The organism is Vibrio sp. vnigr-6D03, from assembly GCF_002835515.1.
Classification (GTDB): Bacteria; Pseudomonadota; Gammaproteobacteria; order Enterobacterales; family Vibrionaceae; genus Vibrio; species Vibrio penaeicida.
This window is the reverse complement of sequence record NZ_PIZL01000008.1, coordinates 76,726-101,744: the sequence shown is the minus strand read 5'-3', so window position 1 is coordinate 101,744 and position 25,019 is coordinate 76,726. Positions and strand designations below refer to the sequence as shown.

At 42.6% G+C, this 25,019-nt stretch carries 27 protein-coding genes; 10 read left to right on the top strand and 17 right to left on the bottom strand.

The annotated features are described in order from the left end of the window. Positions 1-75 precede the first annotated feature (75 nt). The 10 genes from CW749_RS07205 to CW749_RS07155 all read left to right on the top strand — a co-directional run bounded on the left by CW749_RS07205 (position 76) and on the right by CW749_RS07155 (position 7,205). Complete coding sequence (locus CW749_RS07205) at positions 76-519, top strand: MaoC/PaaZ C-terminal domain-containing protein (RefSeq protein ID WP_101111352.1); 444 nt, start codon at positions 76-78, stop codon at positions 517-519. A gap of 360 nt (positions 520-879) precedes the next feature. After that, complete coding sequence (locus CW749_RS07200; protein ID WP_237322356.1) at positions 880-1,935, top strand: Gfo/Idh/MocA family oxidoreductase; 1,056 nt, start codon at positions 880-882, stop codon at positions 1,933-1,935. 243 nt (positions 1,936-2,178) lie between these two features. Next, entirely contained in the window at positions 2,179-2,394 is a 216-nt protein-coding gene (locus CW749_RS07195) for a DUF6434 domain-containing protein (protein ID WP_101111351.1), read from the top strand. Positions 2,395-2,625: 231 nt separating this feature from the next. After that, positions 2,626-2,979 carry a hypothetical protein gene (locus tag CW749_RS07190; RefSeq protein ID WP_101111350.1) on the top strand — a complete coding sequence of 118 codons (354 nt, stop codon included), beginning with the start codon at positions 2,626-2,628 and terminating at the stop codon, positions 2,977-2,979. Between the two features lie 717 nt (positions 2,980-3,696). After that, positions 3,697-4,032 carry a hypothetical protein gene (locus tag CW749_RS07180; protein ID WP_022550338.1) on the top strand — a complete coding sequence of 112 codons (336 nt, stop codon included), beginning with the start codon at positions 3,697-3,699 and terminating at the stop codon, positions 4,030-4,032. A 29-nt stretch (positions 4,033-4,061) separates the two neighbouring features. Continuing rightward, on the top strand, positions 4,062-4,874 hold the full coding sequence (locus CW749_RS07175) for a class I SAM-dependent methyltransferase (RefSeq protein ID WP_101111347.1): 813 nt from the start codon (positions 4,062-4,064) through the stop codon (positions 4,872-4,874). 125 nt (positions 4,875-4,999) lie between these two features. Then, complete coding sequence (locus CW749_RS07170; RefSeq protein ID WP_101111346.1) at positions 5,000-5,464, top strand: GNAT family N-acetyltransferase; 465 nt, start codon at positions 5,000-5,002, stop codon at positions 5,462-5,464. 104 nt (positions 5,465-5,568) lie between these two features. Next, complete coding sequence (locus CW749_RS07165) at positions 5,569-6,165, top strand: methyltransferase domain-containing protein (protein WP_101111345.1); 597 nt, start codon at positions 5,569-5,571, stop codon at positions 6,163-6,165. 178 nt (positions 6,166-6,343) lie between these two features. Then, on the top strand, positions 6,344-6,724 hold the full coding sequence (locus tag CW749_RS07160) for a hypothetical protein (protein ID WP_101111344.1): 381 nt from the start codon (positions 6,344-6,346) through the stop codon (positions 6,722-6,724). 232 nt (positions 6,725-6,956) lie between these two features. After that, entirely contained in the window at positions 6,957-7,205 is a 249-nt protein-coding gene (locus CW749_RS07155) for a hypothetical protein (protein ID WP_101111343.1), read from the top strand. Between the two features lie 375 nt (positions 7,206-7,580). On the opposite strand, the gene CW749_RS07150 is transcribed toward CW749_RS07155, so the two are convergent. The 17 genes from CW749_RS07150 to CW749_RS07055 all read right to left on the bottom strand — a co-directional run bounded on the left by CW749_RS07150 (position 7,581) and on the right by CW749_RS07055 (position 24,838). Further along, the gene (locus CW749_RS07150; protein ID WP_180958341.1) at positions 7,581-8,918 is read right to left on the bottom strand and encodes an MATE family efflux transporter; all 1,338 of its coding nucleotides are present in this window, start codon (positions 8,916-8,918) and stop codon (positions 7,581-7,583) included. Positions 8,919-8,941: 23 nt separating this feature from the next. Beyond that, the gene (locus tag CW749_RS07145; RefSeq protein WP_101111341.1) at positions 8,942-9,817 is read right to left on the bottom strand and encodes a hypothetical protein; all 876 of its coding nucleotides are present in this window, start codon (positions 9,815-9,817) and stop codon (positions 8,942-8,944) included. Positions 9,818-10,384: 567 nt separating this feature from the next. Then, positions 10,385-10,741 carry a YibL family ribosome-associated protein gene (locus tag CW749_RS07140; protein ID WP_101111340.1) on the bottom strand — a complete coding sequence of 119 codons (357 nt, stop codon included), beginning with the start codon at positions 10,739-10,741 and terminating at the stop codon, positions 10,385-10,387. 390 nt (positions 10,742-11,131) lie between these two features. Further along, positions 11,132-11,686, bottom strand: a complete 555-nt coding sequence (locus CW749_RS07130) for a GNAT family protein (RefSeq protein WP_101111338.1) — start codon at positions 11,684-11,686, stop codon at positions 11,132-11,134. Positions 11,687-12,041: 355 nt separating this feature from the next. Then, on the bottom strand, positions 12,042-13,781 hold the full coding sequence (locus CW749_RS07120; RefSeq protein WP_101111336.1) for an ABC-F family ATP-binding cassette domain-containing protein: 1,740 nt from the start codon (positions 13,779-13,781) through the stop codon (positions 12,042-12,044). A 391-nt stretch (positions 13,782-14,172) separates the two neighbouring features. Then, complete coding sequence (locus CW749_RS07110; RefSeq protein WP_101111334.1) at positions 14,173-14,460, bottom strand: PAAR domain-containing protein; 288 nt, start codon at positions 14,458-14,460, stop codon at positions 14,173-14,175. 214 nt (positions 14,461-14,674) lie between these two features. After that, positions 14,675-15,451, bottom strand: coding sequence for an IclR family transcriptional regulator (locus CW749_RS07105; RefSeq protein WP_101111333.1), 777 nt, complete (start codon positions 15,449-15,451; stop codon positions 14,675-14,677). Between the two features lie 159 nt (positions 15,452-15,610). Continuing rightward, complete coding sequence (locus CW749_RS07100; protein ID WP_101111332.1) at positions 15,611-16,714, bottom strand: mandelate racemase/muconate lactonizing enzyme family protein; 1,104 nt, start codon at positions 16,712-16,714, stop codon at positions 15,611-15,613. A gap of 28 nt (positions 16,715-16,742) precedes the next feature. Next, the gene (locus CW749_RS07095; protein ID WP_101111331.1) at positions 16,743-17,603 is read right to left on the bottom strand and encodes a fumarylacetoacetate hydrolase family protein; all 861 of its coding nucleotides are present in this window, start codon (positions 17,601-17,603) and stop codon (positions 16,743-16,745) included. A 22-nt stretch (positions 17,604-17,625) separates the two neighbouring features. After that, complete coding sequence (locus tag CW749_RS07090; protein ID WP_101111330.1) at positions 17,626-18,384, bottom strand: SDR family oxidoreductase; 759 nt, start codon at positions 18,382-18,384, stop codon at positions 17,626-17,628. Between the two features lie 10 nt (positions 18,385-18,394). Continuing rightward, a complete protein-coding gene (locus CW749_RS07085; RefSeq protein WP_101111329.1) occupies positions 18,395-18,715 on the bottom strand; it encodes an L-rhamnose mutarotase in 321 nt (106 codons plus the stop codon). 10 nt (positions 18,716-18,725) lie between these two features. Then, positions 18,726-19,589, bottom strand: a complete 864-nt coding sequence (locus CW749_RS07080; RefSeq protein ID WP_101111328.1) for an amidohydrolase family protein — start codon at positions 19,587-19,589, stop codon at positions 18,726-18,728. Between the two features lie 346 nt (positions 19,590-19,935). Continuing rightward, complete coding sequence (locus CW749_RS07075; protein WP_101111327.1) at positions 19,936-21,225, bottom strand: TRAP transporter large permease; 1,290 nt, start codon at positions 21,223-21,225, stop codon at positions 19,936-19,938. Continuing rightward, entirely contained in the window at positions 21,222-21,707 is a 486-nt protein-coding gene (locus CW749_RS07070) for a TRAP transporter small permease (RefSeq protein WP_101111326.1), read from the bottom strand. The genes CW749_RS07075 and CW749_RS07070 overlap by 4 nt, the downstream gene beginning before the upstream one ends. 95 nt (positions 21,708-21,802) lie before the next feature. Further along, positions 21,803-22,774, bottom strand: a complete 972-nt coding sequence (locus CW749_RS07065) for a TRAP transporter substrate-binding protein (protein WP_201796996.1) — start codon at positions 22,772-22,774, stop codon at positions 21,803-21,805. Positions 22,775-22,890: 116 nt separating this feature from the next. Further along, positions 22,891-24,090 (bottom strand): amidohydrolase family protein, encoded by a 1,200-nt coding sequence (locus CW749_RS07060; RefSeq protein ID WP_101111325.1) that lies wholly within the window; start codon positions 24,088-24,090, stop codon positions 22,891-22,893. Continuing rightward, positions 24,083-24,838 (bottom strand): glucosamine-6-phosphate deaminase, encoded by a 756-nt coding sequence (locus tag CW749_RS07055; RefSeq protein WP_101111324.1) that lies wholly within the window; start codon positions 24,836-24,838, stop codon positions 24,083-24,085. Before CW749_RS07055 ends, CW749_RS07060 begins: the two co-directional genes overlap by 8 nt. Positions 24,839-25,019 lie beyond the last annotated feature (181 nt).

Below are 25,019 nucleotides of genomic sequence, written 5' to 3'. Positions count from 1 at the left end.
ATCAACAATAAATTTCAAATATAAATCTAGATTGTGAATATGAAATTCAATAGAAGATAAACGTAGGTAATGATCATGGAACGAGCACGATATTTTGAAGACTACGAAATGGATGAAATGCGCCTTACATTAGGCCGCACCATTACCGAAACGGACTTTGTAGTACATGCAGGTCACACTGGGGATTTCTTCCCACACCATATGGATGAAGAGTTTTGCAAACAGCAGCCTTGGGGAAAAAGAATTGCCCACGGCACGATGACATTTGCGATTGGCATCGGTTTAACCGCCACAGAAATTAACCCTTTAGCCTTCACGTATGGATATGAAAGGCTTCGTTTCCCTAATCCGGTCTATATTGGGGATACCATCAAAAGCCGAATAACCATAAGTAAAAAGGTAGATGACCCCAAACGAGAGGGTTTTGGACAAGTCACCGAAACAGTAGAAGTGTTGAATCAAGACGGAAAAACCGTGCTGTATTGCGAGCATATTTTGCTTGTAGAGAAGAAAAAATAAGCTAAAGCCCCTTTTATACGACTATCTTTATCGCATAACTGGCGCAGCAGTATATACCCAAGTGACCTCAAGATGCAGGATTCAGAGCCTCATATTCTGTTTCAGTTCTAGGAAAAGAGCGCAGCGGAATGACCAGTCCTTTCCAAGTTCTTTGACGAAGAGATGAGACAGAATATGGGCTCCCAAGGGCGAGTTTAACTGGCTTTCATACTGCGTTACCGATTCTTGATTTAGAGCCACTAGATCTTCAAATCGGTGTCTTGTCTGAAAGCTAGTTAATTCTCGCTGAACCTAGCATCTAGAGGTTACTTGGGTATAGAAACACAACACTACGCCAAATTAGAATTCAAGGAGTGAACGATGACAATGGAATTGCAGCAAACTTGGCCAAAACCCAATAACCCCAAACCAATCGTAATCATTGGAGCTGGCGGAATAGTTCATGATGCACATTTACCCGCCTACAAAAAAGCCGGTTTTCATGTTCAGGGGATCTTTGATATTGATACTTCTAGAGCAGAAAAAGTCGCCAGCGATTGGGGAATCGAGACCGTATATAAAAGCTTAGAAGACGCCACTCAGTTTACCGATGTGGTTTACGACCTCCCTCTTCCCCCTGTTGCAGCCCCACAAGTGCTCGAAATGCTCCCTGATGGCGTACCCGTTTTGATTCAAAAGCCTCTAGGATTGGATCTTGAACAAGCAAAAGTGATCCGTGACATTTGCGAGCGCAAAAACCTCATCGCATCCGTGAACTTTCAGCTTCGATTTTCTGCCATGATGCTGGCACTAAGAGACGTCGTTCAAAGCGGTAAGCTGGGTGAGCTAACGGATATTGAAGTACACTTAAACATTCATACTCCGTGGGAGATGTTTCCGTTTCTACTCAAAATGGAGCGAATCGAATTGCTGGTTCACTCAATACATTACATCGATCTCATTCGCTCTATCGCGGGCAACCCAAAATCGGTCTATTGCCGGAGCATGGCGGATCCACGCTCGCAAGACTTCAAACAAACTCGCACCAGCGCCATATTGGATTACGAATATCCTTTGCGCTGCCTAATGTCTATTAATCACAATCATGATTACGGTCGTAAAGCGCAAGACGCCAGTTTCCGCTTTGAAGGCACCGAAGGCTGCGTGATGATAAAAATGGGCGTCCTACTGGATTACCCCAACGGCGAGCCTGATGAATTTTTGTTTTGTGAACGGGGTAAAGAGTGGCAGTCCGTCCCACTTGAAGGCGGGTGGTTCCCAGAAGCGTTTATCGGCACCATGAGCAACATTCAACGCTTCGCATCCGGTGAAGACGACACCCTACACACGGCAGTCACCGACGCCTTTCAAACCATGGCCGTTGTTGAAGCTTGCTTTGAAAGCAACAAAGCAAAAGGTATGGATATCCAATACTAACTTAAATAACCCACCACTCATTAAAAAAGGCTGCCAAGTGATATTGGCAGCCTTTTTTTGATGAAGGAGAGTTCACTCACACAAAACACCTTCGTAGAACCTATGTAATCACATGCATTGTATGATTGCTTTTAACTTACAGAGTGATTCACCTGTGAGCGATAACCAATCAAAATACATAATCCCAAAAACTAGACTTTATTCGTCTAGGTGCTGTTGTCAAAAATGCGAGGTATCTAAGCCATGGAAAAAGTTGATTGGCACAGCAATAATATTGAAGACACAACTGTTATAACAGACACTTATAAAACAACTCAAAATGTTCGTCGGTACTTCAAATCCAAGTTTGGAGAAGAGTTTAAATTCGATCGTAGTTTTATGCACTGGATGCAAGAAGCGACCGGTCGAACAATGGAAGATGCTTGCCAAGAATGGACTAATCGCCAAAAGTTAAAGTAGCCAGCCAAACCCTCTTTCATCAAAAAAGCAGCCTATTGGTAGGCAGCTTTTTTGATGGAAGAGAGATAGCTCGCACAAAATACACTTCCAATTATTATGAGTGCAATTGCACTGTATAATTGTCAGAATTTAAAGACTAGTCCCCTTCGAATAACGGGTATTTGGATTGAAAACCAAGTTAATACCTCTAAGTATCATTATGTCTTACGAAACTATAGGAAATACCTTGTGATGAGCATATTTAGAAAATTTTTATTAGCCTCAATGTTAGTTTCTCCTATGTGCTATGCGGAAAATATTCACTTAAACTCCCTTGAAATAAAATTCATTAGAGCTGTAGGTGATTATAGTGGTAGTACATACGATAACACTATTGAGCTTTGGTTCACGAGCCCACTAGTTTGGCCTTCATCTTCTTGTTCCGATACTCGCAGGGTATATGTAGATTCAAAACATCAACATATTATAAGTGCTGCCTATACAGCTTTTGCTGCAAATAAAAAAGTCAATGTTCATGTTGATTCAACACTACCAAAACGAGGCGGCGCATGCGAAGTTTCATATTTAGATATTTTGAATAATTAACGTGGAAAGTACCTAATTTGGAGAAAAACGTGGCGTTTTCTGTCTATTAAAAAATGCCACGACTTCATCGAGATTAAGGTCCGAAGTCAAATGGAGAAACGGACAATGCAAAGAGTAGAATTGAGTCCAAAAACCTTATTAAACGAAGAGGAATTCAGACAATATAGAAAAAGTAATAGAAAGTGGTTTCTTATTCACACTATTATTCTGATCTCAATTCTTGTAACAGTAGCTATATCAATTTTTTACAAAGAGTTAGAAATGGGTATTTATACTGGTTCTCTAGTTTTTCTGTACATTATTTCCCTAGGCATCATTGCGTCAAAGAATAAGTTGAATTGGATTCTATGGGTGTTACTCACCTTTATCTCAATGTTTACATTACCAATAATAGGTATGCTCATTTCACATGCACTGATCGCCAGAAAGGGATTTAAGAATAAATGGCTATCCAATCTGGATACCTAAAAGTACTGTAAGCAAGCCCCGTTAATTTTTGGTGAGTAATGGACGATGAAGATAGGTCTATCTGACAGACTGAGATACCAATGAAAATGACCTAGCCAAACTAACGGTCTTTCATTGAAGGAGAGTTCACTCACACAAAACACATCTCCAACAAATATGAATTAAGTTGCAATGTATAATCGCCTCGATTTTACAGAGTCAATTTTGGTCTTTAAGACTCTGTTATTCATAATAAATATTGGAGAAAAAATGAAAAAGCTACTCTTGTTGTTATCTTTGGTGGTTTCTACAAATGCATTTGCCGCTTTCAATTGTGAGGTGACCGTTAATCGAGTACTCGTTTACGGAAATGGAAGTGTTAATATTCTGCATTCTGGCAGAAATGATTTTACCTATATATGTAATACAAAAGGCACATGGAAAGGCATAGATACTGTCACCTGTTCATTGTGGGTTGGCATGCTGCAAAATATCCAAAATAACGCCAAGAAAGCGATATTTTATTATGGCGGACAAGGCACATGTGCAACGCTTCCAACCTATGGTAATACACCAGCTCCCGTATACATTGGTTCAATTCAGTAACGGCTAGCCAGATACAGATAGATAACACGATGCGCTACACGCCATTTGGTTTGGCGTTAGCGCTTGTTCTTTTTTATAGAGGGAAAACATTGCAACAGAGTAAAACCGAATTTTGGTCTGGTGAGGAATACGATGCCCAATATGATCATTTATATTCCGCTGAAATTTCATTTCTACAGAGCTTGATCCAACAGAAAAAAATAAAGAACCTGCTAGATGTGTGTTGTGGTACGGGTATCGTCACTATTCCCTTATCCACTGATCTAACACACTGCGTAGGTATCGATTTTTCGTTACCCATGATCAACCATGCAAAAAGTAAGTCATGTCGACTGCTCAACATATATTTCCATGAAATGGACGCAGCTACCTTTAACTTACGTAAAACGTTTGATTTGGTATCGATGACAGGAAATGCGTTTCAAGCTTTTATTTCAGATGAAGATCTCATATCGGTTTTAAGCAACATCCGCCAGCACATGAACCACAACAGCCTGTTTGTATTTGATTCTCGGCTACGCGGTTTAACAAGCCTTGAAGTGACGAACAGCTTCGAACATTGGGACAGCTACATTAGCGCTGCAGGACTTGAAGTTCAGTTATATGGTAGAGGTCAGCCGCATGAACACATCGCGAACACAATGCTGCTCGATATTCGTAGGGAATATCAAAACGGCGTCCAGTACTACAGCCAGATCGAACTAAAATATCGCTCGTTAAGTGAAATCCGAAAGCACTTAGCTCGCTGTAACTTAGAACTGGTTGAGCTTTACTCAAACTGGGAAAGATCACCGTTTGAGAACTCTTCTAAAAGTATCGTTGGGGTTGTCAGAGCGTTATAACATAATGTTAAAGATTCCCAGCTGCAAACATTGGTTAGATCAAAAGAAGTATTTTGATCAATGAGTTTAAAATTAAAGGCGGGGCTACTTAGCCTAAATGGTACGAAACATAGTAAGGAACTAAATTGAATCACTTGGAATTGAAAGGTCCTAAAAAAGGGCTAGGAAAAAAATGTGAGCCTGTACTTCGCACTGTCCCTGAATGGTTTGGGCGCGAAGAAGCGCTGCGTGAATACGTTGATACGATTGAAACCTTAGATACCTATACGGCGTGGCAGAAAGATAAGTTGGTTGGGTTCTTTTCCGTCGATTACCACAATGACTACTCTGCTGAATTACATATACTAGCCGTGGATAAGGAATACCATCGACAAGGTATAGGGCGAAAGTTACTGGTAGCTATAGAGTCAGACCTAAAAGCGAGAGCGATTAAGCTTCTCCAAGTTAAAACGTTAGGAACGTCTGCTTGCGACGATAACTACGACAAAACGAGACATTTTTATATAGGTATGGGCTTTTACCCTCTTGAAGAACTTGCGGATTTTTGGGGAAAAGGAACCCCTTGTTTACTTATGGTGAAATGCATTTAACCTAATATTTGCCTCAACCAATAATGATGATTATATGGAACTTAGTAAGGCATTAAATTTCCCAATTGGTGCAGTTTGGTTTTTCTCACTACAAGGTACAAAATATGGATGAAAACACCAAAAACTGGCGAATATTCTATAAGAAAGCGTTGTCTCGCCCTCACGCTAAACGTACTGAATTAGCGACAAAGCTGAATGAATCTAAAACCAACGTAGCTATAGATTGTGGCTGTGGAACAGGAAGCGACATTGATTACCTCGAACAACAAGGGTATCAAGTGCATGGCTTTGATGTGAATCCTGACTCTATCGATATTTGTCTAAATAGGTTCAAAGAAAAACCACTAGTGAACATCAAGGAATCTTCATTTGAGTCTTATGACTTTCCCTGTTCTGGCGTTGTGATTGCTAATTCGAGTTTATTTTTTGCAGACCCCACTCATTTCAATAGGACTTGGGAAAAAATCGAAAAGTCGATAGAAATCGGAGGTGTGTTTGCAGGCGATTTTATGGGTGTGAAAGACAGTTGGGCTTCAAATTTTCGTCAGCCCACTACCCCATTGAGTGAGCAACAAGTAAGAGCGTTATTCGTTAACTTTGAGATAGTAAGATTTATTGAACGAGATGAAGCCTCCAAAACCACAATCGGAATTCTCAAGCATTGGCACACGTACTCTGTCGTTGCTGTTAAACGAACTTAGCACCGCCCAACAGAGAGAGTTTTCCAATTCAAATTGATTCATTTTGGCTAAAGATGATATGACTCGCACAGATAAGGAATCTAAGATATGCAATCCGATTTACTCTGTATACTCGCCCCTTTTTTGAAAACCCAAGTCCGTGTTGAAAAATGGACGTTAAAATGAAACGAGGGATACGATGTTTTGGGGAATAGCTTTTTCGATCTATGTCATTTATTTATTAGGGATCATTCCTTTAAAGATATATCACTATTGGACAGGTAAAGAAACGAGCGCTTTAAAGGTAAAAATTGAAGAGTTTTCAGGTAGTTTATTTTTCTCTATTGGACTCATTGCGGTATATGGTCAAATCAACCAACAGTTTTTCTTTGTTCATGAGTTTTGGATCGCTTGGCTAATTATCTATACTGCGTACTGTATTATCTGCCTTTTTTACTCGCCAAAAATGCGGCATGTAGCGAATATAGCAAGCAAGAAAGTGCTTATCATTGGGACGATCATAGCCCATCTAGTATCACTTCCTCTGTATTATGCTGTATTTATTCAAGCTGGTTTCTAGCCATCACAAATTGTCGAAATAACAAGCACGGCTTTTAATGTATAGCCCTAGCACAATGCTTTCAAAATCATGAAGGTGAGATCGCTCGCACAAGTCAAGTAGCCCACAAATATAAGCTTGGTGACCTTGTATGATGCTCCATAAATTTAGTTCACATTTAAAGTAGTATGCAGTAGCGGTAGTTCTCCGCTCTTGGCTACTTTATTGGGCGTTAGTTTACTATGGAGAAAGCATGAAGTTTTTAGTAAAGATGATCCCAGTACTTTGTATGGCGACTTTTGGTGTTCACGCTGGCACTCAGACTGGCAAAGTAGAAACTCTATATGCGAGAGCATCCGATAATTTGCATCTTGTAACATTGAGTGGCGGTACTGCAAAAACTGGCTCCCCGAGTTGTGCAATAAAAGGTTATTGGTTGAATAGGGGTGAAAAATCCATTGCTGGGAAATCACAAATTAGTCGGTTACTCGCGGCAAAATAGCTGGCGTGATCGTCACTATTACGGGTCTCAATACTTGTAGCCGATGGAAGGACGGATAAAACAATTAATATCATAGTAATTAAGCAAGTCGGTGGTAATAAAGCCGAGTCCCTAAACAGAATATTTTAACGCTATTTACCCCTTTAGATATCCGAAACCAAAGCTTATGTTGGTTTGAGATATGTGAAGAATTCGTGAACTTGCATGCGTTACCAATTATTGACATAGAAAGTAAATCACTGACGCAGGTGAAACGTGGCATATTTCAATTATTACATAGAAATTCTGTACGAAAACGTAGTCGCCACCTCATTGTTTATAAAATGCCGCTCACGATAAATCGAGCGGCATGAGTCTCTTAGGTGCTGGTATTTACTACGCTAGCTTAACCAACCACTTGTGCTGCCTAATCCTATACAATGCAGGGAAAAGTTTGGCAAATTCTTCCATTTGAACGAACAAGTACACCCAATGTACAGGTAAAGCTAACCACAGTCCTAAAACAAGTGCAGTTGGTATAGCGATAATCCATTGGCATATGAAATCCAACTTAACGACGAATTTTGTTTCTCCACCACTAACCAATATACCTGCCATCTGTACGCTGTTGATTGCTTTTAGCATAACGGTAATAGCTGTTAGCGGGTACATAATGGAAAGCATTTTGACTACTGGCTCGCTTAAATGCACGTAATATTGAATAACCCAAAATGATGAGCCTACAATGATCATTGCAGCTACCGAACCAGAAATAGCACCAAATGTAAGCCCTATATTTGCAACTTTTTTTGCCTCTTCAAACCTCCGAGATCCAAGTTCTTTACCAACCAGAATACTGGTTGCTTGCCCAACGCCAGAAACGAAAGACAGAGCCAAAAGTTCAAATGGTGTGATGATGGACATTACGACCAGCACGTTAGTTCCCATATTGGCGTAAATAACCTGAAACGCAAACACACCGCCAACCCAAGATAATGAACCTAAAATCACAGGCCAACATAAGCTATATATTTTCTTATAGGCTTCAATATTAAAAGACGAGTATACCTCACTCATCTTTACTCTAAGCCTCGGCTCCCACATGTACACCACAGCAAGAAGCAATAAAAATCTAGCCCCTCTAGCAATGATAGAACCTACCGCTGCTCCTTCAATTCCAAGCTTGGGAGCACCATAAGCTCCAAAAATAAGTAGGTAATTCAAAACTATATTTAGTATCACTTCAAAACAGTAGCTATATAGCACAACATTAAATCTACCCAGTGACCGAAATGCTACGTCTTGAATGGTCGTTAGCCCAGTAAGAATGATGACGACAGATATTAAAGAGATATAGCTGCTCGACAAACGTAAAATATCATCTTCTTTGGTAAATAATTTTGCTAGGAGCTCAGGTATAGCGAAGAATAAACAGGCAAAAATTAGCGAGCAACCAAATATGATTAGTGCCCCACGGACTATGTTTTTTCTATACTCTGAATCCGCTCGTTCAGATTGTTGGTTCCAAATAATAGCAACGCCAGTAGATGAAGCAGAAACAAAAAACGCACTAAACCAAAGCCATCTAGCTCCAATGCCTGCTGCTGCTGCCTCTGTATCTCCAAGTAGGCTGATCATAAAAGAATCAACAAACCCTAAAGATGACATGACAACGTTGTATAACGAGATGGGAATGGCGCACATCAGAAACGCTTTTTTATTATATTTAATCATTTTTTGTGTCATCAGTTGTTAAATTAAAGACCAAATATTAAATTTTCCGAATGTAAAGAGATGAAGGGCAAATCAGAATCTATTCCAAAAGTTATTCTTGGTTCTTTCATGTTAAATTGATGATCAGCATCAATAATATTACTAGGGCAATCCGAATAACTAATTACACAAAATGTTGATTGTTCTTTCTCTTTTAGTATTCTTGAAACATCATTAACATGATCTACGATAAATTTTTCATTATTATAATATGCTATTTCGCTACAAAGATTTCCTTGTAGAATAACTTTTCTAGTAATGATATAACAAGATTGTTCCCCGCTTTTGAAAACCATTTGGTTACACTCAAGGTCTTCGTGATGAAAATACAATTTTTTATCTTCCAAATCGAGATACCTAAACCCATCCCCTCCGAAAAAAGCCTCTACTCTGTTTTTGTTGGATTCGTCGCTCTCGGGTAGTATTTGAAATCTATTTGACTCTTCTTTCGCTTTACATATTTTCCTAAAGATCGCATCCGAAACTTCGCTTGCAGAAAGTACAGTAAATAGCGTGTTATCATATTTATTAAGCTGCCGAAATAGCTTTAATCCGTACCCTCTATAATCTGGGTGTGAAACAGCACAGGTGAGATTTATCGTGTTCACTAGTTTACCATCACTATCCAGTCTAGTTTTCGGGATAAATCCTATACACCCAACTAATCTACCCGAAGCTCTTAGTGCCAACCCTGTTACTACATCAGGACCTTCAGGTTTAAATACTTTCTTCAATAATCTTTCATCTACATAACCCAAATGTGGGGGAGTAATTAATGGGTATAATTCTTCATAATCAGATGATCGTAATTCATTGACCACAATTTCTTCTAAAACTTCTTCTTTAAAACCAACACTCACAATTGTATCCCTAAGTTAATTTAAAAACCCTATATAGTTATCAAACTGAAATAGTTCCAGGTTAATATTAAGTTAACAAACAATATATATACAAAGAATTAATCTTCACCAAATAAAAATCAAAAAAGATAATAACCATGAAAATTCCAAATAATATTATTATTTTATTTTCATTATTAAAAAGGAAGAAAAAATGCGAGTATAATCACTTGGATTTGCTATAACCATGCAATAAATACATCTATCAATACTAAATAATTCATTATATTTAGCAATAATAATACAATTATAGAATAAAATGTTAACTTTAAATTATTAGATAGTTAAATTATTAGATAGTAATACAATAAAATAAATTTATATTATTATCTGACGAAAAAAATAACAATAGAACAACAAGAATAGAACGGCTATACGCAAGTAACCTCAAGATGCTTGGGTATAAATGATAATTGTTAAGGTTTTAGCTGTGAGGAATAACATGTTAACTATGAAAGTCGAAGATGAATAGGATAGGAGTTCAGGAGGTTCTGAACACCCACCTTTTTTAGATTTGGGCTGAAAAAATTAGAACTTTTTCGGGGCGTAACCTGTCATTGCTTTCAACTGAAGTTCTTTACCCAATTTTGTCGTCGGATGCACGACAACCAAGCCTTTTACTGATTTCTTCAGTTTGCCCATATCCGCTTGTTCAGCTTTAGTGATTTCACGAGAAAATGGCATATCAAGCAAGCTTTTACGCTCTTTGTTCATGTCGTACTGTTGCTTGTGCTTCATCGAGTTCGCTTTCTTATTCATCTTTTCTATTTCATCAACGAACTTTGAAATCATTTCTTGATCGCCACGCCCTTTCGCTGCGTCTAGTTTACGTTGGCAGTTATCTAAACGGTTGTGAAGCTTTTGAAGTTCTTGCTTTAGGCTCATGGTGATCATCTCATTGAAACAGAAAAGGGCGGCGAGTGTAGCATAAGCTCCCTTACTGCCCTAGCTATAAATGGAACTGTACACTACCAAGAACAGTCGCACACGCCATCTGAGCAGTCTTTCTTGGTCCAAATGACATTGGAACAACAATCCGCATTCTGACAAAATTGATCGTTTTCTTTTTTGTCTTTTTTCTTTTTCCTCTCTCGACTCAAAGTATGGTTTGCGACTCTGCATGCTGAAAAACGCCGTGAAATTCTTGTCTTTGATGAAAACACGCCGTCTTCCTGAATGATCTTTTTAACGGCTTCAGAACAGGAATCCCCTTGGTGTAAACAGGCGTGTGCGCATCGAAATCCTTTATATGGAGAGATAAAGCGCTGATAAAACCTAATCAGTACGACGGCTAGATATCTCATTCACACTCCCCAATTGCATCCATTCTTCCTTTAGTATTCCGTATCTTACGGAGTCATAGTACGTACCCTTATAGAAACGCACTTTTCGCAGCCTGCCTTCAAGTTTGAAGCCAAGTTTTTCGGCACACTTCATCATTGCAGGGTTACCTGACCATGTTGTGAGCCCTACTCTTTCTAGCTCTCGTGTGGCAAATATGTGTGAAACCCACTGACTCAGCGCCTGATGTGCTATGCCCTGCCCCCATGCTTTGGAGTCATAGATCACCACACCAGATTCTAACCAACGGGTGTTTTCGTCTTCCCAATAGCAGCTTACTGTACCCACTGGTTTGCCATTCCATTCAATTACCTGAATGTCTTCCCCTTTGAGAAGCCGCTGGAATGTGGTTGTTCGAAACACGTCTTTCGTTGGACGGGTGTAGCCAAAGTAAGGACCGTTGTATTTCGTCCATTCCTCGTCTTTGGTGACCAAGTTATGTAAAGCCTGGCATTCGTCTTCGAACGCCTTTCTGATAATGACAGTCATAGGAAACACCTAAAAATCCTGAACTCAGGATGAAAAGAAGCTCCCCATATGGGGAGCATTCATTTTTATATCTTATATACCCAAGTGACCTCAAAATGCAGGATTCAGAGCCTCATAGCCTGTTCCAGTTCAAGGAGAAGGACGCAGTGGAATGACGAGTCCTTTCCAAGTTCTTTGACGATGAAATGGAACAGAATATGGGCTCCCAAGGGCGAGTTTAACTGGCTTTCATACTACGTTACCGATTCTTGATTTAGAATAACTAGATCTTCAAATCGATGCCTTGCCTGAAAGCCAGTTCCCTATTCTTTGGTAAGGAAGCCGCTGAACCTAGCATCTTGAGGTTACTTGGGTATCAGATTAACTTACTATTAATTAACGCAATTTCTTCTCGCCATTGTGACTGAAGTTTTGGTTTTTGATGCTTAGGCTTTCGAGCTAGATCGTCTTCAAGCCAGACTTCTAATTCCAATAGCCTTTCGAGCATGATCTCTTCATCAATATCAGAATGAACAGAATTGCTTACGTCCTTAGTGTTGCTTTCCTTATTGAGTTCAGAAGAACTGCCAATTTGGAGATCACCACTTTCAAAAGCCAAACGCTGGTACGCTTCATCAACTTCGAGGTACTCTTCCAGTTTTCCGTCGGTCACTAGCCAGAATCGATTACAACTGGATTCGATAAGCCGACGATCGTGACTGACCACCAACGCCCCGCCTTGGAAGTTTCTTAAGGTTTCGAAAAGCTCTTCTTTCCCTTCTAAATCCAAATGGTTGGTTGGCTCGTCCAGCATGAGCAAATGATAGTTTGCGAGCGTTAGCCCAACAAATAACAATCGGGAACGCTCACCACCACTGAGTTCCTTTACCTTCTGCTCATGGCGGTTAAATGGAAAACCGGCACTGATTAATGAACGCTTTCGTACTTCTTCCGTTAAATTCCCGTAGGAATACAGCGCGTCTAGTAGGCTTTCCTCTCCGTTTATCTGCTCTAAGCTCTGGTCGTAGTATCCGATGTTTGCTTTTGGATGAAGTACTATTCCTCCAACACTGTAACCATCGGAGTGCGCAGCCCAAAGCATGCGCATAAGAGAAGATTTACCACTGCCATTTCGACCCAATATCGCGACTTTATCACCACTTTTGATTTGCTGGTGAATAACCTCAAATAGCAAGGGAAGATGAGACTGTGCTTTCACTTGGGTGTTTTCGAGTTCTAACAGGCGATTCGCTTGCATACGTTCACCCGACAAGGTCAGCGTCCACGGTGAACCTTGCGTAAGTTCGGTTTGCTGCTCGACCAATCGATCTTTGCGCTTTTCCATGTGTTTAGCTTTACGGGCTAAGTCTTCGTTGTCGTAAACTTTGCCCCAAACGGCTAAACGTTTGGCGCTTTTTTCGATCCGGTCAATCTCCTTTTGCTCCGACTTATGGCGAGCTTCATCAGCCATGTCTTTCTCTGAGAGCGCTTGCCTCGCTTCGCTACAAGGTAAATCAAAACTATAGAGTCCTTTGTCTCTCATAATCCAAGTTGTATTGGTTACGCTGTCTAAAAGAGTCTGGTCGTGAGACACCAAAACAAAGCTGCCACGCCATGTGTTAAGAAAACGCTCTAACCATAGCAAGGTGGGTAAATCTAGGTGGTTGCTGGGTTCATCTAAAAGCAATAGATCGGGCTGGGTAATAAGCGCTCTTGCCAGCAAGAGTTTCATGTGCTGCCCACCACTGAGGGAGGAAGCAAGCTGTTGCCATTGGCTTTCGCTAAAGCCAAATTCTGCCAATAACGCTTCTACGCGCCATCGTTCATCGAGCTCTGGTAATTGCTCTGCCAATGCTTCAATCAAACTGGCGTGCTCAACTGCGGCAGGAAGGTGCTGCTCTACGCTGGCAACCACGCAGCGGTGTGCTTTGGTAACACTTCCTGTGTGAGAATCTGATCTGCCACTCAACACGGCAAGTAACGAGCTTTTTCCACAACCGTTGTGACCAATTAAGCCAATTTTGTTGCCTTTTTGCAGGGTGAAGGAAATCGCTTCAAACAAAGTGCTTGAAGGTTGTTCAATAGTAAGAGTTTGTGCTGATACTAAAGTACTCATAAGTTTCTCAAGAATTGCGGGCACGATGCCCTTGTCAAACTACGCTGACAACAATCCAAGAGCTCAAGAGAAGAGCACTCTGAATAGAATGGTTTTGTATTCGCTCAAGCCTGGATTATCGCAGCACGATATCGCAATGTCTTGAGTGGTTCACTATAGCAAAGTGACGTGCGCTAAATGGGCGACACACAAACATAATTAATTCCTCCTTTTTCTTTGGGGCGATGGTTACGCCGCTGTGAATGGGTAGCGCGATAATAGATTTATCACCTTGCAAAAGATAGCCTTGAGAAACTTTACGCATAAAAAAAGAGAGGTCGGTCACCTCTCTTTCACATTTGATGAGCATGACGCTAAGTTACGCTCGATGTTATTTTACCGATTGACGACGTCAACCAATCAATACTGTCGGATTTCCGGCAACGATTTTACCACCGTGAGCGGTACCATCACCCATTCTTGCGGCAGGTTTTCCATTAATGGAGACTGAGCCAGAACCTTCGTTGATAGTGTCTGGCGGACCTATGCAGACCAACTTATCTCCTTTTCTACCAGCAGGTAAGCCCCCAATAAATACATTGCCTGAGCCACTAACCACTGGCCCACCGACGTGAGGGACTTTGGCTGTAACCTTGGGGCAGACATGCATTGATGTAACGGTGGCAGCAGGTTTTCCCATCTCCAACTCCTCACATTAATATAAAATTATGTGAACAAGCTAGAACAGTCGATGGTTGATATCAATGTGAGAAGTTATTGGTGAGAACACTCGTTCGGTAAAATTGTAGTTTCATCACTTAGTGTCGATGAAATGAACAAATGCATACAAAAAAACTTTTATTTTGCTTCAGAACCCAAACCTATGGGAACCGAAGCTTAATGACGTTGATTGGCTACTGATGCAGATTACCGCCCATCTGTTCATTTAAATACTCAGCCGCTTCCAGCATAGCTTCGCGGCATTCTTTCCTGATGGCACGGTTATCGCCTTCAACGCTTTCTATTAAAGGAATGGTCAAACAGGCGATTGCCTGCCCAGAGTAATCCGTTAGAGGTACTGAAATGTTGACGACCCCTTTAATGACATAGCTTTTGCGCTCTTCGTATCCTTTTTTACGAACTTTCGCTAGCTCCGCTTTTATTTCGCTAATGTCTTCTTCACTACCGGGAGGGTGGGCAAGGATAAACTGCTCTAATTCACTGTCTGGCGAATGCGCTAAAATAACGCGACCAGAAGACGCTTTCCACACATCCAATTTGGCGCCTAAGCGAACGCTCATCAAGTGGTATCCCGGAGAGTCAACTTGCCCTATAACCAACAATTTCCCTTCAGAAACGATGGCCAAATGAACCGATTGCTGAAGCTTTTCAGCCAATGTATTCATAACCGGAACCGCAAGGGATGTGAGGCGTTTTATCTTTGGATAACGATGCGAGACTTCGAACAACTTCGTGGTAAGCGCATACCTGTCGGTGTGAGAATCTAGCGACAAATAACCTCTATCGCACAGCACCACCAGCATTCTAAAAATCTCTCCGACACTTCTGCCTAATTCTCTGGCAATTTCGACCTGAGAAAGCCCAGAAGCGTGGCTTGAAAGTACTTCTATGATGTCTAAGCCCTTTTCCAGAGCTGGCGCTTGATACTTTTTCTCTTCTTTCGTATCCAATGGTTTTCCTTACTGGTGAATAACTTGCTTCCAAGCTGCCTTTCTGGCGCTGTACCCAAGTAACCTTAAGATGCTTAGGGTATAAGACTGTCGCTTATTGGAACCAATACTACTGAATACTTTACCAAGTTTCATCTGCGAGACATCACATCATTCATACTATGTGATCGCATTTTCCACTTTGGTTGTTTGCCGTATTTTGTCCCAATCCCAGTTTATACCTAAGCCAGACTCCGAAGGAGCAATAGCTTTGCCATTATTTATTGAAAGTGTGTTCGATGTAACAGAACCTAACTGCGGGATATATTCTAACCAGCGGCTATTAGGCACTGCGCAACATAACGATACATGCAGCTCCATCAAGAAATGTGGGCAAACGGACACGTTATACGTTTCAGCCAAATGCGCGACTTTTAACCAAGGAGTAATCCCTCCAATTCTAGCCACATCGACTTGAACAATATGGCAAGCGCCACGCTCTAAATATTCTCGAAAACCACGCGTGCCGTACATGGACTCGCCGACCGCAATAGGCAGCCCTGCAGCGGCACACAATTGCTGATGACCCGAGATATCTTCCGCTGGCATCGGCTCTTCTAGCCAACTGATTCCGAGTTCGGCGAATGCTCTGCCTCGCTTTATGGCTTCATCACGGCTGAAGCTTTGGTTGGCATCAACCATGATGTGGTAGTCGTCGCCCACCTGCTCTCTCACGTATTCCAACCTGCGAATATCTTCCGCTAAACTTGGTGAACCGACCTTTACTTTGGAGCCACCAAACCCTTGCTGTTTAACCGCAATGGCATCCGCCGCAAGTTGTTCTGCCGTAAGGTGTAACCAACCCCCTTCGGTGGTATACAGCGGAATTTCATTTTTCGCTCCTCCCGCCATTTTCCACAATGGAAGCTGAGCTTTAATCGATTTTCTGTCCCACAACGCAGTATCAATCGCCGCAAGTGCTAGGGACGTAATTGCGCCTACCGATGTGGCGTGTGAATGGAAGTATAAAGAGCGCCAAATCTCTTCAATACAATCTGGGTCTTTCCCAATTAGCTGAGGCAACAGGTGATCGTTTAGAAGCGCGACGACAGAAGAACCTCCAGTACCAATGGTGTAGGTGTACCCCACACCCGTTACACCGTCACCATCGGTAATTTTAACAATGGGTGTTTCTTGACAAACAAATGCCTGAATGGCGTCAGTTCGTTTTACTTCGGGAGTCAGATCGACCCAAAAAAGCTCTGCTTTCACTATCCGTGTCATGGCTTTGATTCCTTAACCCTGATTCCATTCAGGCATTTTCGTACGCGACGGCGACTTGACTAGAAACACCCAGCCCATCGATACCAAGTTCTACGACATCGTTCTCTTTCAAATATCTAGGCGGATTGAATCCCAACCCAACACCAAATGGCGTACCTGTCGATATGACATCACCTGGCAATAAGGTCATGTATTGGCTGATGTAACTGATCTGGTTAGCGATTGAAAACACCATGTCACTGGTGTTGCTGTCCTGCAGCATTTCACCGTTCAAAGATAACCATAACCGGAGGCTTTGCGGATCCGTGCACTCGTCGGTGGTAACCAAATAAGGCCCAAGCGGCGCAAAGGTGTCGCTGCTTTTGCCTTTTACCCACTGCCCTTCTTGTTCAAGCTGGAATTCACGTTCTGAGTAATCGTTGTGTAGTGCATACCCAGCCACATAATCCAATGCCTCGTCTTCCGAGACGTAACTGGCGCGTTTGCCAATAACAATAGCGAGTTCCACTTCCCAGTCGGTTTTCACGCTGTTTTTTGGAATAATGACAGGATCGTTTGGTCCGCACAGTGAGCTCGTCGCTTTCATAAACAATACGGGCTGGCTTGGAAGTGGCATGCCCGATTCCTCGGCGTGTTTTTTGTAATTCAGACCAACACATATAATTTTAGATGGGCGGTAAATCGGGGCACCATAACGTTCTTTTTCATCAAAATCGGGGCAATTTCCTTGGTGTTCGTCGAGCCATTTCGCTAACCGTTCTACACCATCATTTTCAAAAAAATCTTCCGTATAATCTTCACCAAAAGCGCTGACATTGACACGTTTTCCATTGGTTAGTTCGACGCCGGGTTTCTCTTGCCCCAGTTCGCCCACTCGAATCAGTTTCATTTTATTGTCCTTAAAAAAATGTTTAGCGGAGTTGAACCACACCACCGTCTATGTCGTAGCTTACGCCTGTAATAAATTTGGCTTTATCGCTGCAAAGAAATACCGCTATATCGGCGATTTCTTCCGGTGTCCCCATTCGTCCAATAGGTTGATATTCGCTGAGTACTTTGAACATTTCGTTTTTATTGTCGGGGTAGTGTTTATCTAAATACCCATCGACGAATGGCGTATGAACTCGAGCTGGGCAAATGCAATTGCAACGCACCCCTTTATCAACGTAATCTCTTGCGACACTGAGCGTCATGGCTGATACCGCACCTTTAGAGGCGGAGTACGCAAACCGATCGGCTATGCCTAGTTTAGCGGCGATAGAAGAAAGATTGAGAATGGACCCTTTTGCCGATTGAAGCATTGGCATCAAGTACTTGGTGAATAAAAATAAGCCATTCACATTCACTGAAAATACGCGTTGAAGCTCATCCAGTTCGGTATTTTCAACGTTACCAATGTGCGCAATACCAGCATTGTTAACGAGAATATCCAATCGACCAATTTGCTGTTCTAATTCTGCCACTAGGCGCTTTACGTCGGGCTCCGAAGACACGTCACACGTTAACGACGTGATCCGATCAGAACCAAACTCTTCCGCAGCACTCTCAAGGTGCTCGGGGTTCATATCTACTAAAACGACATGTGCGCCCGCTTGATGAAAACCTTTGGCTATCGCTAACCCAATCCCAGACGCTGATCCGGTAATAAGGGCTACTTTTCCTTGTAGCATGGGTATCTCCTTAATTGAGTTCAAAGACTTGTTCCATGTTTTGCCACCACGCTTCACCTGCTTCAGGTAATGGCTGCTGCATGGGTTTCATCCACGCCCACCATTTTTGAGTAATGGGGTCTGCGGCCATCGCAGCCATATCTCCTTCAAAGTCATGACCAACGTATTCAAAGTAGGCAAACAGCAAACCGTCGTGATGAAAAATGGAGTAATTTTGGATGTGTGACGCTTTGATTTGAGCCAGTACTTCCGGCCAAACTTCAGCGTGTGCTTTAACGTATTCGTCGTAATGTTCGGGCTTTAATCGGATAACTTGACCAAACTTCTGCATGAGCATTCTCCTAACGTAGCCGCGACAAATAAGAACGTTGCGCCGTCTTATGGAAAAGGTGCTGACGTTCTTCTTCTGTCCAATTTGAAACCATTGCGTTTAAGCGTTGATGCCAATCCTGCGCTGACTCCACTAAAGCAACAACCGGCCAGTCGGAGCCAAACAACAGCCTTTCTGCACCAAATGTAGCTTTTAGATAAGCAAGCACATCGCTTAACAAACCTTCAGTTTTGGAAAGATCCCCAGCTTGAGTAACAAGACCAGATACCTTACAAACAGCATTTGGCATCGCCGCTATTAGGGCAATATCTTGTTTCCATTTCTCATAGGCTTTTTCATCTTCCAAATAGGAGGCAATGGCAGGAATACCGCCATGGTCGATAACGAAATGCGTATCTGGGCAATGCTTGATGAGTGCTGCGGCATCCTCTAGCTCTTGAGGGCGAATACAAATATCGAAAGAAAAACCAGCGTTACCTATCGCTTGAACACCATGAATAAAAGGGGCTTGTAAGCAGTATCCTTGTGGTCGCTCCTCTGTGTGAAGTACCTGTCTGAATCCAACGACATGTTTTGCTTCGCTGTGCACGCTTTGTAGATAAGGAACAATGTCGCTTCGTGTGACATCAAGAGACGCAACCATAGCAACAAGCGGAGATTGAGGGTTTCGACACAGCAGCCCTATAGCGTCAATTTCCTTACCTTTTTGACTCTCAACGACATCCACTTCCACGTAGATAGCGCGATCGACGGATTTAAAATCAGATTGGTACATGTCCAAACTGAACGTTTTATTGAGCGCTTCAAATCCTGTGACCCATGGCAAATCGAACTCATCCAAATCCCATAGATGCAAGTGACTGTCTATGATCATTTCTGATCTCCTTTTTTAGTTCGATATTTTAAATATAAAATTACATTTTAAATACGATATGTAAATCGATTTATGGTTATTATTTGATCAATTTAGCAGCTAGCGTGAAGTTGATCACGAAGCGCTTGTTCGAGATCTTCTTTGCGACCGCGGATTATTGAAATGATTTAAAAAACCGATGAGGTAATTGAGTTAACGGATGAGGCGAATTAAACAGGTAAAAAGAAGTGACACGAAAAACCCCTCACTTTGTCGATCCAAAGAAAGGGGCAAAAATTTCGTAGGTATTAGTAAGGTATAGCTTCGGTCTGCTGGGCTGTGGTCTATTGGTCTAAGGTCTGTTTAGCTAAAGTAAAGAAGGTAACCACAAGGTTATCGCAGGCATATAAGTCACCAGCATAAGCACGACAACCATCGCCAAATAGAAAGGCAGCATGTGCCGAGCCGTGGTTTCTATTTTCACCTTACCTATTCCGCACCCAACCATTAACGACGTACCCACAGGTGGAGTACACACGCCAATACCTAAATTGAGCAGCATGATGATGCCGAAATGAATCGGGTCGACGCCTATGGTTTTGGCTATGGGTAAAAGAATGGGCGTCAGAATCAGAATCAACACCCCCATGTCCATTAACATCCCCAAAACCAGCAGCAATATGTTGATGGCTAACAGCACCACATAAGGGTTATCGGATAACCCCAAGATAAAATCAGCCAGTAAACTTGGTACGCTGAGGAACGACAATAAATAACCAAATGCAGAAGAAGTCATGATAATCGCGATCACCATCGACAGCGTTTTCATGGTGTCGCTCATGATTTTATTCATTTGAGTACGGTTGACGCTTTTGTACACCAGCACTGTGACTAACAACGCATACGCCACCGCAACTGCCGCAGACTCTGTTGCGGTAAAGATACCTAACACTATCCCACCGATAATAATAACGATGGTAAATAACCCAATTGAAGCTTCGCTGGTGATCGCTATCCCTTCTTTAAGCGAATACCTTTTTCCTTGCGGATGACCATGGCGTATCGCCAAAAATCCGCACAAAATCATGAGAGAAACACTCAGCAATATGCCTGGCACATAACCTGCGACAAAAAGCTGGCTAATCGGTAACCCGCCAGCTGCCAACGCGTAGTAAATCATATTCTGGCTTGGCGGAATCAATACCCCCTGCACAGAAGATGTCACCGTAACCGCTACCGAGTATTCCGCAGGGTATCCACTGCGCTTCATGGCAGGAATCAAAAACGATCCAATCGATGCCACATCTGCCACTGAAGAGCCCGAAATGCCACCAAAGAAGGTACTGGCGACCACATTACCCTGCGCCATCCCGCCTCTAAATCGACCTACTAGCACTTCTGAAAAACGCACCAATCGGTCGGAAATTCCGCCTTCCGTCATAATGCTGCCGACAAGTATAAAAAATGGCACCGCAAGAAACGTAAAGCTGAACATGCCATTGACCATTCGTTGCGCCACAAGTAACAGTGGAAGGTCTAACTGCCAAGCAGTAAGTACTGAAGATATGCCTAGCGCAAAAGCAATGGGCACTCTTAGTAACATTAACGTTAAAAAGCTGCCGAGTAGTACCGCAATCCCTACTTGATCCGCACTCATAAAGATCCCTCTTCTTTTTCGCGAATATCACCTGTCACAATGTTGGTGAGTGCATTGATAAGAGTCAGAATAGCCCCGACAACGGCTGAATAATAAAGTAGCTGCTTTGGCAAACCGGAAGCAGGAAGAATCTGCGCACCAGCAATGTTAACCAGCGTTTGAGCATTCATGAGTAGAATGAGGGAAAAAGCCGCAATACATAGATAAGCGAAGTAATCTAATGCTTTACCAATGGCTATGGGTGCTTTGTCTCTGAGATAGGTAATCGCAACATGAGAATGCGTTTTCACCCCCACAGCAATAGACAACATCCCATACCACACCAAAAACAACATCGCGACTTCTTCAGACCAACTGGTTGGCTTGTTAAACACATATCGTAGAACAACCTGCATGACAGTTATCACAACAATCAGCTCAAGCAATCGGTTAGCTACCCATGCAACAATTTGGTTCAGTTTCGTTATTAGCAGACTTATCATTTTGGCTCCGTGAGCTTTGTGCTTGCCTTATCCCTACGTTCAATCACAACTCTATGTTTCAACGTAACCCTACGGTTTAAGGCAAGCACTCCGCACTATTTCACTGCCTTAATTTTGCTAACAAGAGGTAACAGTTTCGGAAATTCTTCATACACTGGCTGAACCGCTTCTTGGAAAGGTGTATTGTCGATAACCGTGACTTTCACACCCGCTGCAACCACTTTCTTTTTTGCATCAATGTTGGCGCGAATCATCAGATCTCGCTCAAAGATCGCCGCTTCTTTCGCTGCTCTAGAGATAGCTTCGCGCTGATTTTGAGGAAGGGAGTCATATTTCGCTTTATTCATGATCAGTATAGCGGGCGGGCTCAAGTGACCATCTTCAACGTAGTTAGGCGCAACTTCATAGTGACCAGATGTTAGATAACTCACGTAGTCGTTCTCAGCGCCGTCGATAACGCCAGTTTGCAAGCTAGAGAACACTTCACCGTAGTTCATGGGTGTCGCAACGCCGCCAACAAGATTGACCATGCTGATCGAAATGGGTGATTTCTGAACTCGGATTTTTAGCCCTTTCATGTCTTCGATTGAGTTTACAGGGTTGTCTTTCGTGGTATAAAAGCTGCGGGTTCCCGCCTCCATGTATTCGAAACCGATCAAGCCGTATTTCGCCATATCGGCACGAACTTCATCACCTACTTCACTATCTAAAACACGGTATTTGTGTTTCACATTTTTAAAGATATAAGGAAGCGTAAACACACCGATACTCGGAGACACGTTCGCCAGAGTCACACTGTTTACGCGAGTTAAGTCGATAATCCCAGCTTGGGTTTGCTCTATGGTTTCCGCCTCTTGCCCTAACTGAGCACCCGAGAACACTTTGACTTTTATCTCTCCGTTTGAGTATGTCGATGCAAGCTCGGTAAACTTATGCATCGCCACGGTAACGGGGTTGGATTCCGGCTGGTTTTCTGCCAAGCGTAACGTTGTTGCCATCGATAAGCTCGGCATCAGTATTGCTGCAACTGTGCAACTAATTAAACCTTTCGTTAGTGTCCATTTCATGTCCTATACTCCTTGTTTACTCGGCTATTCCTAAGCCAAATATTGGGTTATTGAGCGGGATACGCTTTCGCCATGCCGCCTGTTCCTTTATTCATTTCACGGTGTCGCTTAATCGCCTATTTGTGGCTCTCTTTTATCGTGTGACTGATCGAATGTTTGCCTAAATGTGCGGCCATTAAAAACGGACCATCAGGGGTGAGAGACCATTCAAGAAATTCTGCTCTATCCCCTACTCCAGGCATTGTGTTTGGAAGCGAGAGCAGTTGCAGCGGGTTGTGCCGTGTGACTTGAAGCAGTTCAGACATCGTAAGACCGCACCATTTCATCGTGTCACGCAACATTTTATCCATTCGTGCTGATGAACCCGCGAAGTAAGGGGAACCTGGAATACGCACCACTCCGTCGGAACAAAGCTCAATCTCAGCCTCTCCCAACCAGTAACGCCCCGGTTGCTGTGATAACCCTCCAGCTGCTGTCGCATCCGTTGTTAAAACGGCACGTGGTAACGTTTTTGCGCGCAACCACGTCTTAAGCATTTCCGGCTTAACATGAAGTCCATCGGCAATGAAACTGGCATAGAGGCCATCATGAGCCAATTGCGCCATCAGCGGGTTATCCACCTTATGCAGTTGATGCGCCAAACCATTTCCTAAATGCGTTGAAAGAATCGCGCCTGCGTTTACTGCTTCATTTATTTTTTCTGAACTCGCATTGGTATGCCCTAGCGCTACGGTAATCCCTTCCGATTTGAGAAATGAAATCAGCTCAAGCACGCCTTCAATTTCCGGTGCAACCGTCATTAGCTTGATAGGCTTGGATGACAATGACTGCATTTTCTTAACAATCGCAACAGAACCCGAAATCATCGCTTTTTTCGGATGGGCTCCAACAAAACCCTCTTTTGGAGATAAAAATGGTCCTTCAATGTGATAGCCCATGACCATTTCTTTGCCCAAAGTACTTTGCTTTACGGCGTCGTCTAACTCCTGAAGAAGGCGATAGAGTTTGTTTTCTTCGGCCGAAATCAATGTTGGTAAGCAGCGGGTAACGCCACACTCCAGCATTGCCGATAAAGCGCAATCCAACTTCTCGGCTGTTACACCATAAGAATTGAAATCAAGCCCGTTAAACCCGTTGATCTGAATATCCACCAGCCCCGGAGTAACAACGGAATCCTGATTATTCGTATCAAGACAAAATGCCGGCACTTCGTTTGTAACCCGAGAGATGATGCCCAATTCATTGATGTCATATCGCATCAAAGGCCGATCATCACCTGAATACACCAGCAGGCTTTTCGAGCTCGCGCTACTCATCTCGACCTCTTAGGTCCAGTAGGCTTGCAGCCTCATTGTCCAAAAACACGGATGTCGACGAGTGCTTTTGCAACACAGACGCCGGATGAAGAACGGATAGTTCACCTTCTAAACAGTTTCGAACAGCTTGTGCTTTCCTCTTCGATGGCACTGTGCAAACAATGTGTTCACTTTTCAGAATCTGCTGAATAGACATAGATATCGCGTAGGTAGGAACCTCTTCTAATGAAGCAAACCACCCTTCGCCTAACTGCTGTTCTCGGCATGCTTCATCTAATTCAACTTGAATGTAAGGCGTGGTCACTTCAAAGTCGGCGGGTGGATCGTTAAACGCTAAGTGACCGTTTTCACCGATCCCAACAAACGCTACATCGATACTTACTGCGGCCATCTTCTCATTGAGCTTTGTTAATTCTTCATGAAGAGGAAACGCATCTCCATTGACATAAGTGATGGAATGAAGACCTACCAGTTTGTCGGCAACTCGCTCTCTCAGGTATCGCCTAAAGCTAGCTGGGTGTTCATCACTCAAGCCCACATATTCGTCGAGATGGAAAATGGACACCTTTGACCAATCAATTCTGGCATCAACGATCAGATTAGAAAGCATTGAAAACTGGCTGGTGCCCGTAGCCAAAATTATGTTCGCATGCCCTTTCTTTTCAATAGCTTGTTGAACGAGCTGCGCTCCGTGCTGGGCAGCGGCTGCCCCCATAGATGCTTCGTCTAACCACCTAGATATTTCCATTGTTTCTTACTCCACAAATCTGGTTATGTGCGAATCACATGTTCATTCTTTAAACACAAATCTGTCATTAATTACACTTGCTGTAAATAACTATTTTTTACACAATGTGTAATTATATAAGTGAGCTTTTAGACAAAGCGGATAGACGTTACTTTCAACTATTTGTTTTTTATTGAATAAA

Bases quoted from the DNA above. Each gene is read 5' to 3' on its own strand.
- CW749_RS07055 (WP_101111324.1), bottom strand. From the start codon at position 24,838: ATGGAAATATCTAGGTGGTTAGACGAAGCATCTATGGGGGCAGCCGCT.
- CW749_RS07155 (WP_101111343.1), top strand. From the start codon at position 6,957: ATGAAGTTTTTAGTAAAGATGATCCCAGTACTTTGTATGGCGACTTTT.
- CW749_RS07065 (WP_201796996.1), bottom strand. From the start codon at position 22,774: ATGAAATGGACACTAACGAAAGGTTTAATTAGTTGCACAGTTGCAGCA.
- CW749_RS07085 (WP_101111329.1), bottom strand. From the start codon at position 18,715: ATGCAGAAGTTTGGTCAAGTTATCCGATTAAAGCCCGAACATTACGAC.
- CW749_RS07060 (WP_101111325.1), bottom strand. From the start codon at position 24,090: ATGAGTAGCGCGAGCTCGAAAAGCCTGCTGGTGTATTCAGGTGATGAT.
- CW749_RS07175 (WP_101111347.1), top strand. From the start codon at position 4,062: ATGCGCTACACGCCATTTGGTTTGGCGTTAGCGCTTGTTCTTTTTTAT.
- CW749_RS07190 (WP_101111350.1), top strand. From the start codon at position 2,626: ATGAGCATATTTAGAAAATTTTTATTAGCCTCAATGTTAGTTTCTCCT.
- CW749_RS07080 (WP_101111328.1), bottom strand. From the start codon at position 19,589: ATGATCATAGACAGTCACTTGCATCTATGGGATTTGGATGAGTTCGAT.
- CW749_RS07140 (WP_101111340.1), bottom strand. From the start codon at position 10,741: ATGAGCCTAAAGCAAGAACTTCAAAAGCTTCACAACCGTTTAGATAAC.
- CW749_RS07200 (WP_237322356.1), top strand. From the start codon at position 880: ATGACAATGGAATTGCAGCAAACTTGGCCAAAACCCAATAACCCCAAA.
- CW749_RS07130 (WP_101111338.1), bottom strand. From the start codon at position 11,686: ATGACTGTCATTATCAGAAAGGCGTTCGAAGACGAATGCCAGGCTTTA.
- CW749_RS07090 (WP_101111330.1), bottom strand. From the start codon at position 18,384: ATGCTACAAGGAAAAGTAGCCCTTATTACCGGATCAGCGTCTGGGATT.
- CW749_RS07110 (WP_101111334.1), bottom strand. From the start codon at position 14,460: ATGGGAAAACCTGCTGCCACCGTTACATCAATGCATGTCTGCCCCAAG.
- CW749_RS07165 (WP_101111345.1), top strand. From the start codon at position 5,569: ATGGATGAAAACACCAAAAACTGGCGAATATTCTATAAGAAAGCGTTG.
- CW749_RS07100 (WP_101111332.1), bottom strand. From the start codon at position 16,714: ATGACACGGATAGTGAAAGCAGAGCTTTTTTGGGTCGATCTGACTCCC.
- CW749_RS07205 (WP_101111352.1), top strand. From the start codon at position 76: ATGGAACGAGCACGATATTTTGAAGACTACGAAATGGATGAAATGCGC.
- CW749_RS07095 (WP_101111331.1), bottom strand. From the start codon at position 17,603: ATGAAACTGATTCGAGTGGGCGAACTGGGGCAAGAGAAACCCGGCGTC.
- CW749_RS07180 (WP_022550338.1), top strand. From the start codon at position 3,697: ATGAAAAAGCTACTCTTGTTGTTATCTTTGGTGGTTTCTACAAATGCA.
- CW749_RS07070 (WP_101111326.1), bottom strand. From the start codon at position 21,707: ATGATAAGTCTGCTAATAACGAAACTGAACCAAATTGTTGCATGGGTA.
- CW749_RS07150 (WP_180958341.1), bottom strand. From the start codon at position 8,918: ATGATTAAATATAATAAAAAAGCGTTTCTGATGTGCGCCATTCCCATC.
- CW749_RS07195 (WP_101111351.1), top strand. From the start codon at position 2,179: ATGGAAAAAGTTGATTGGCACAGCAATAATATTGAAGACACAACTGTT.
- CW749_RS07160 (WP_101111344.1), top strand. From the start codon at position 6,344: ATGTTTTGGGGAATAGCTTTTTCGATCTATGTCATTTATTTATTAGGG.
- CW749_RS07075 (WP_101111327.1), bottom strand. From the start codon at position 21,225: ATGAGTGCGGATCAAGTAGGGATTGCGGTACTACTCGGCAGCTTTTTA.
- CW749_RS07120 (WP_101111336.1), bottom strand. From the start codon at position 13,781: ATGAGTACTTTAGTATCAGCACAAACTCTTACTATTGAACAACCTTCA.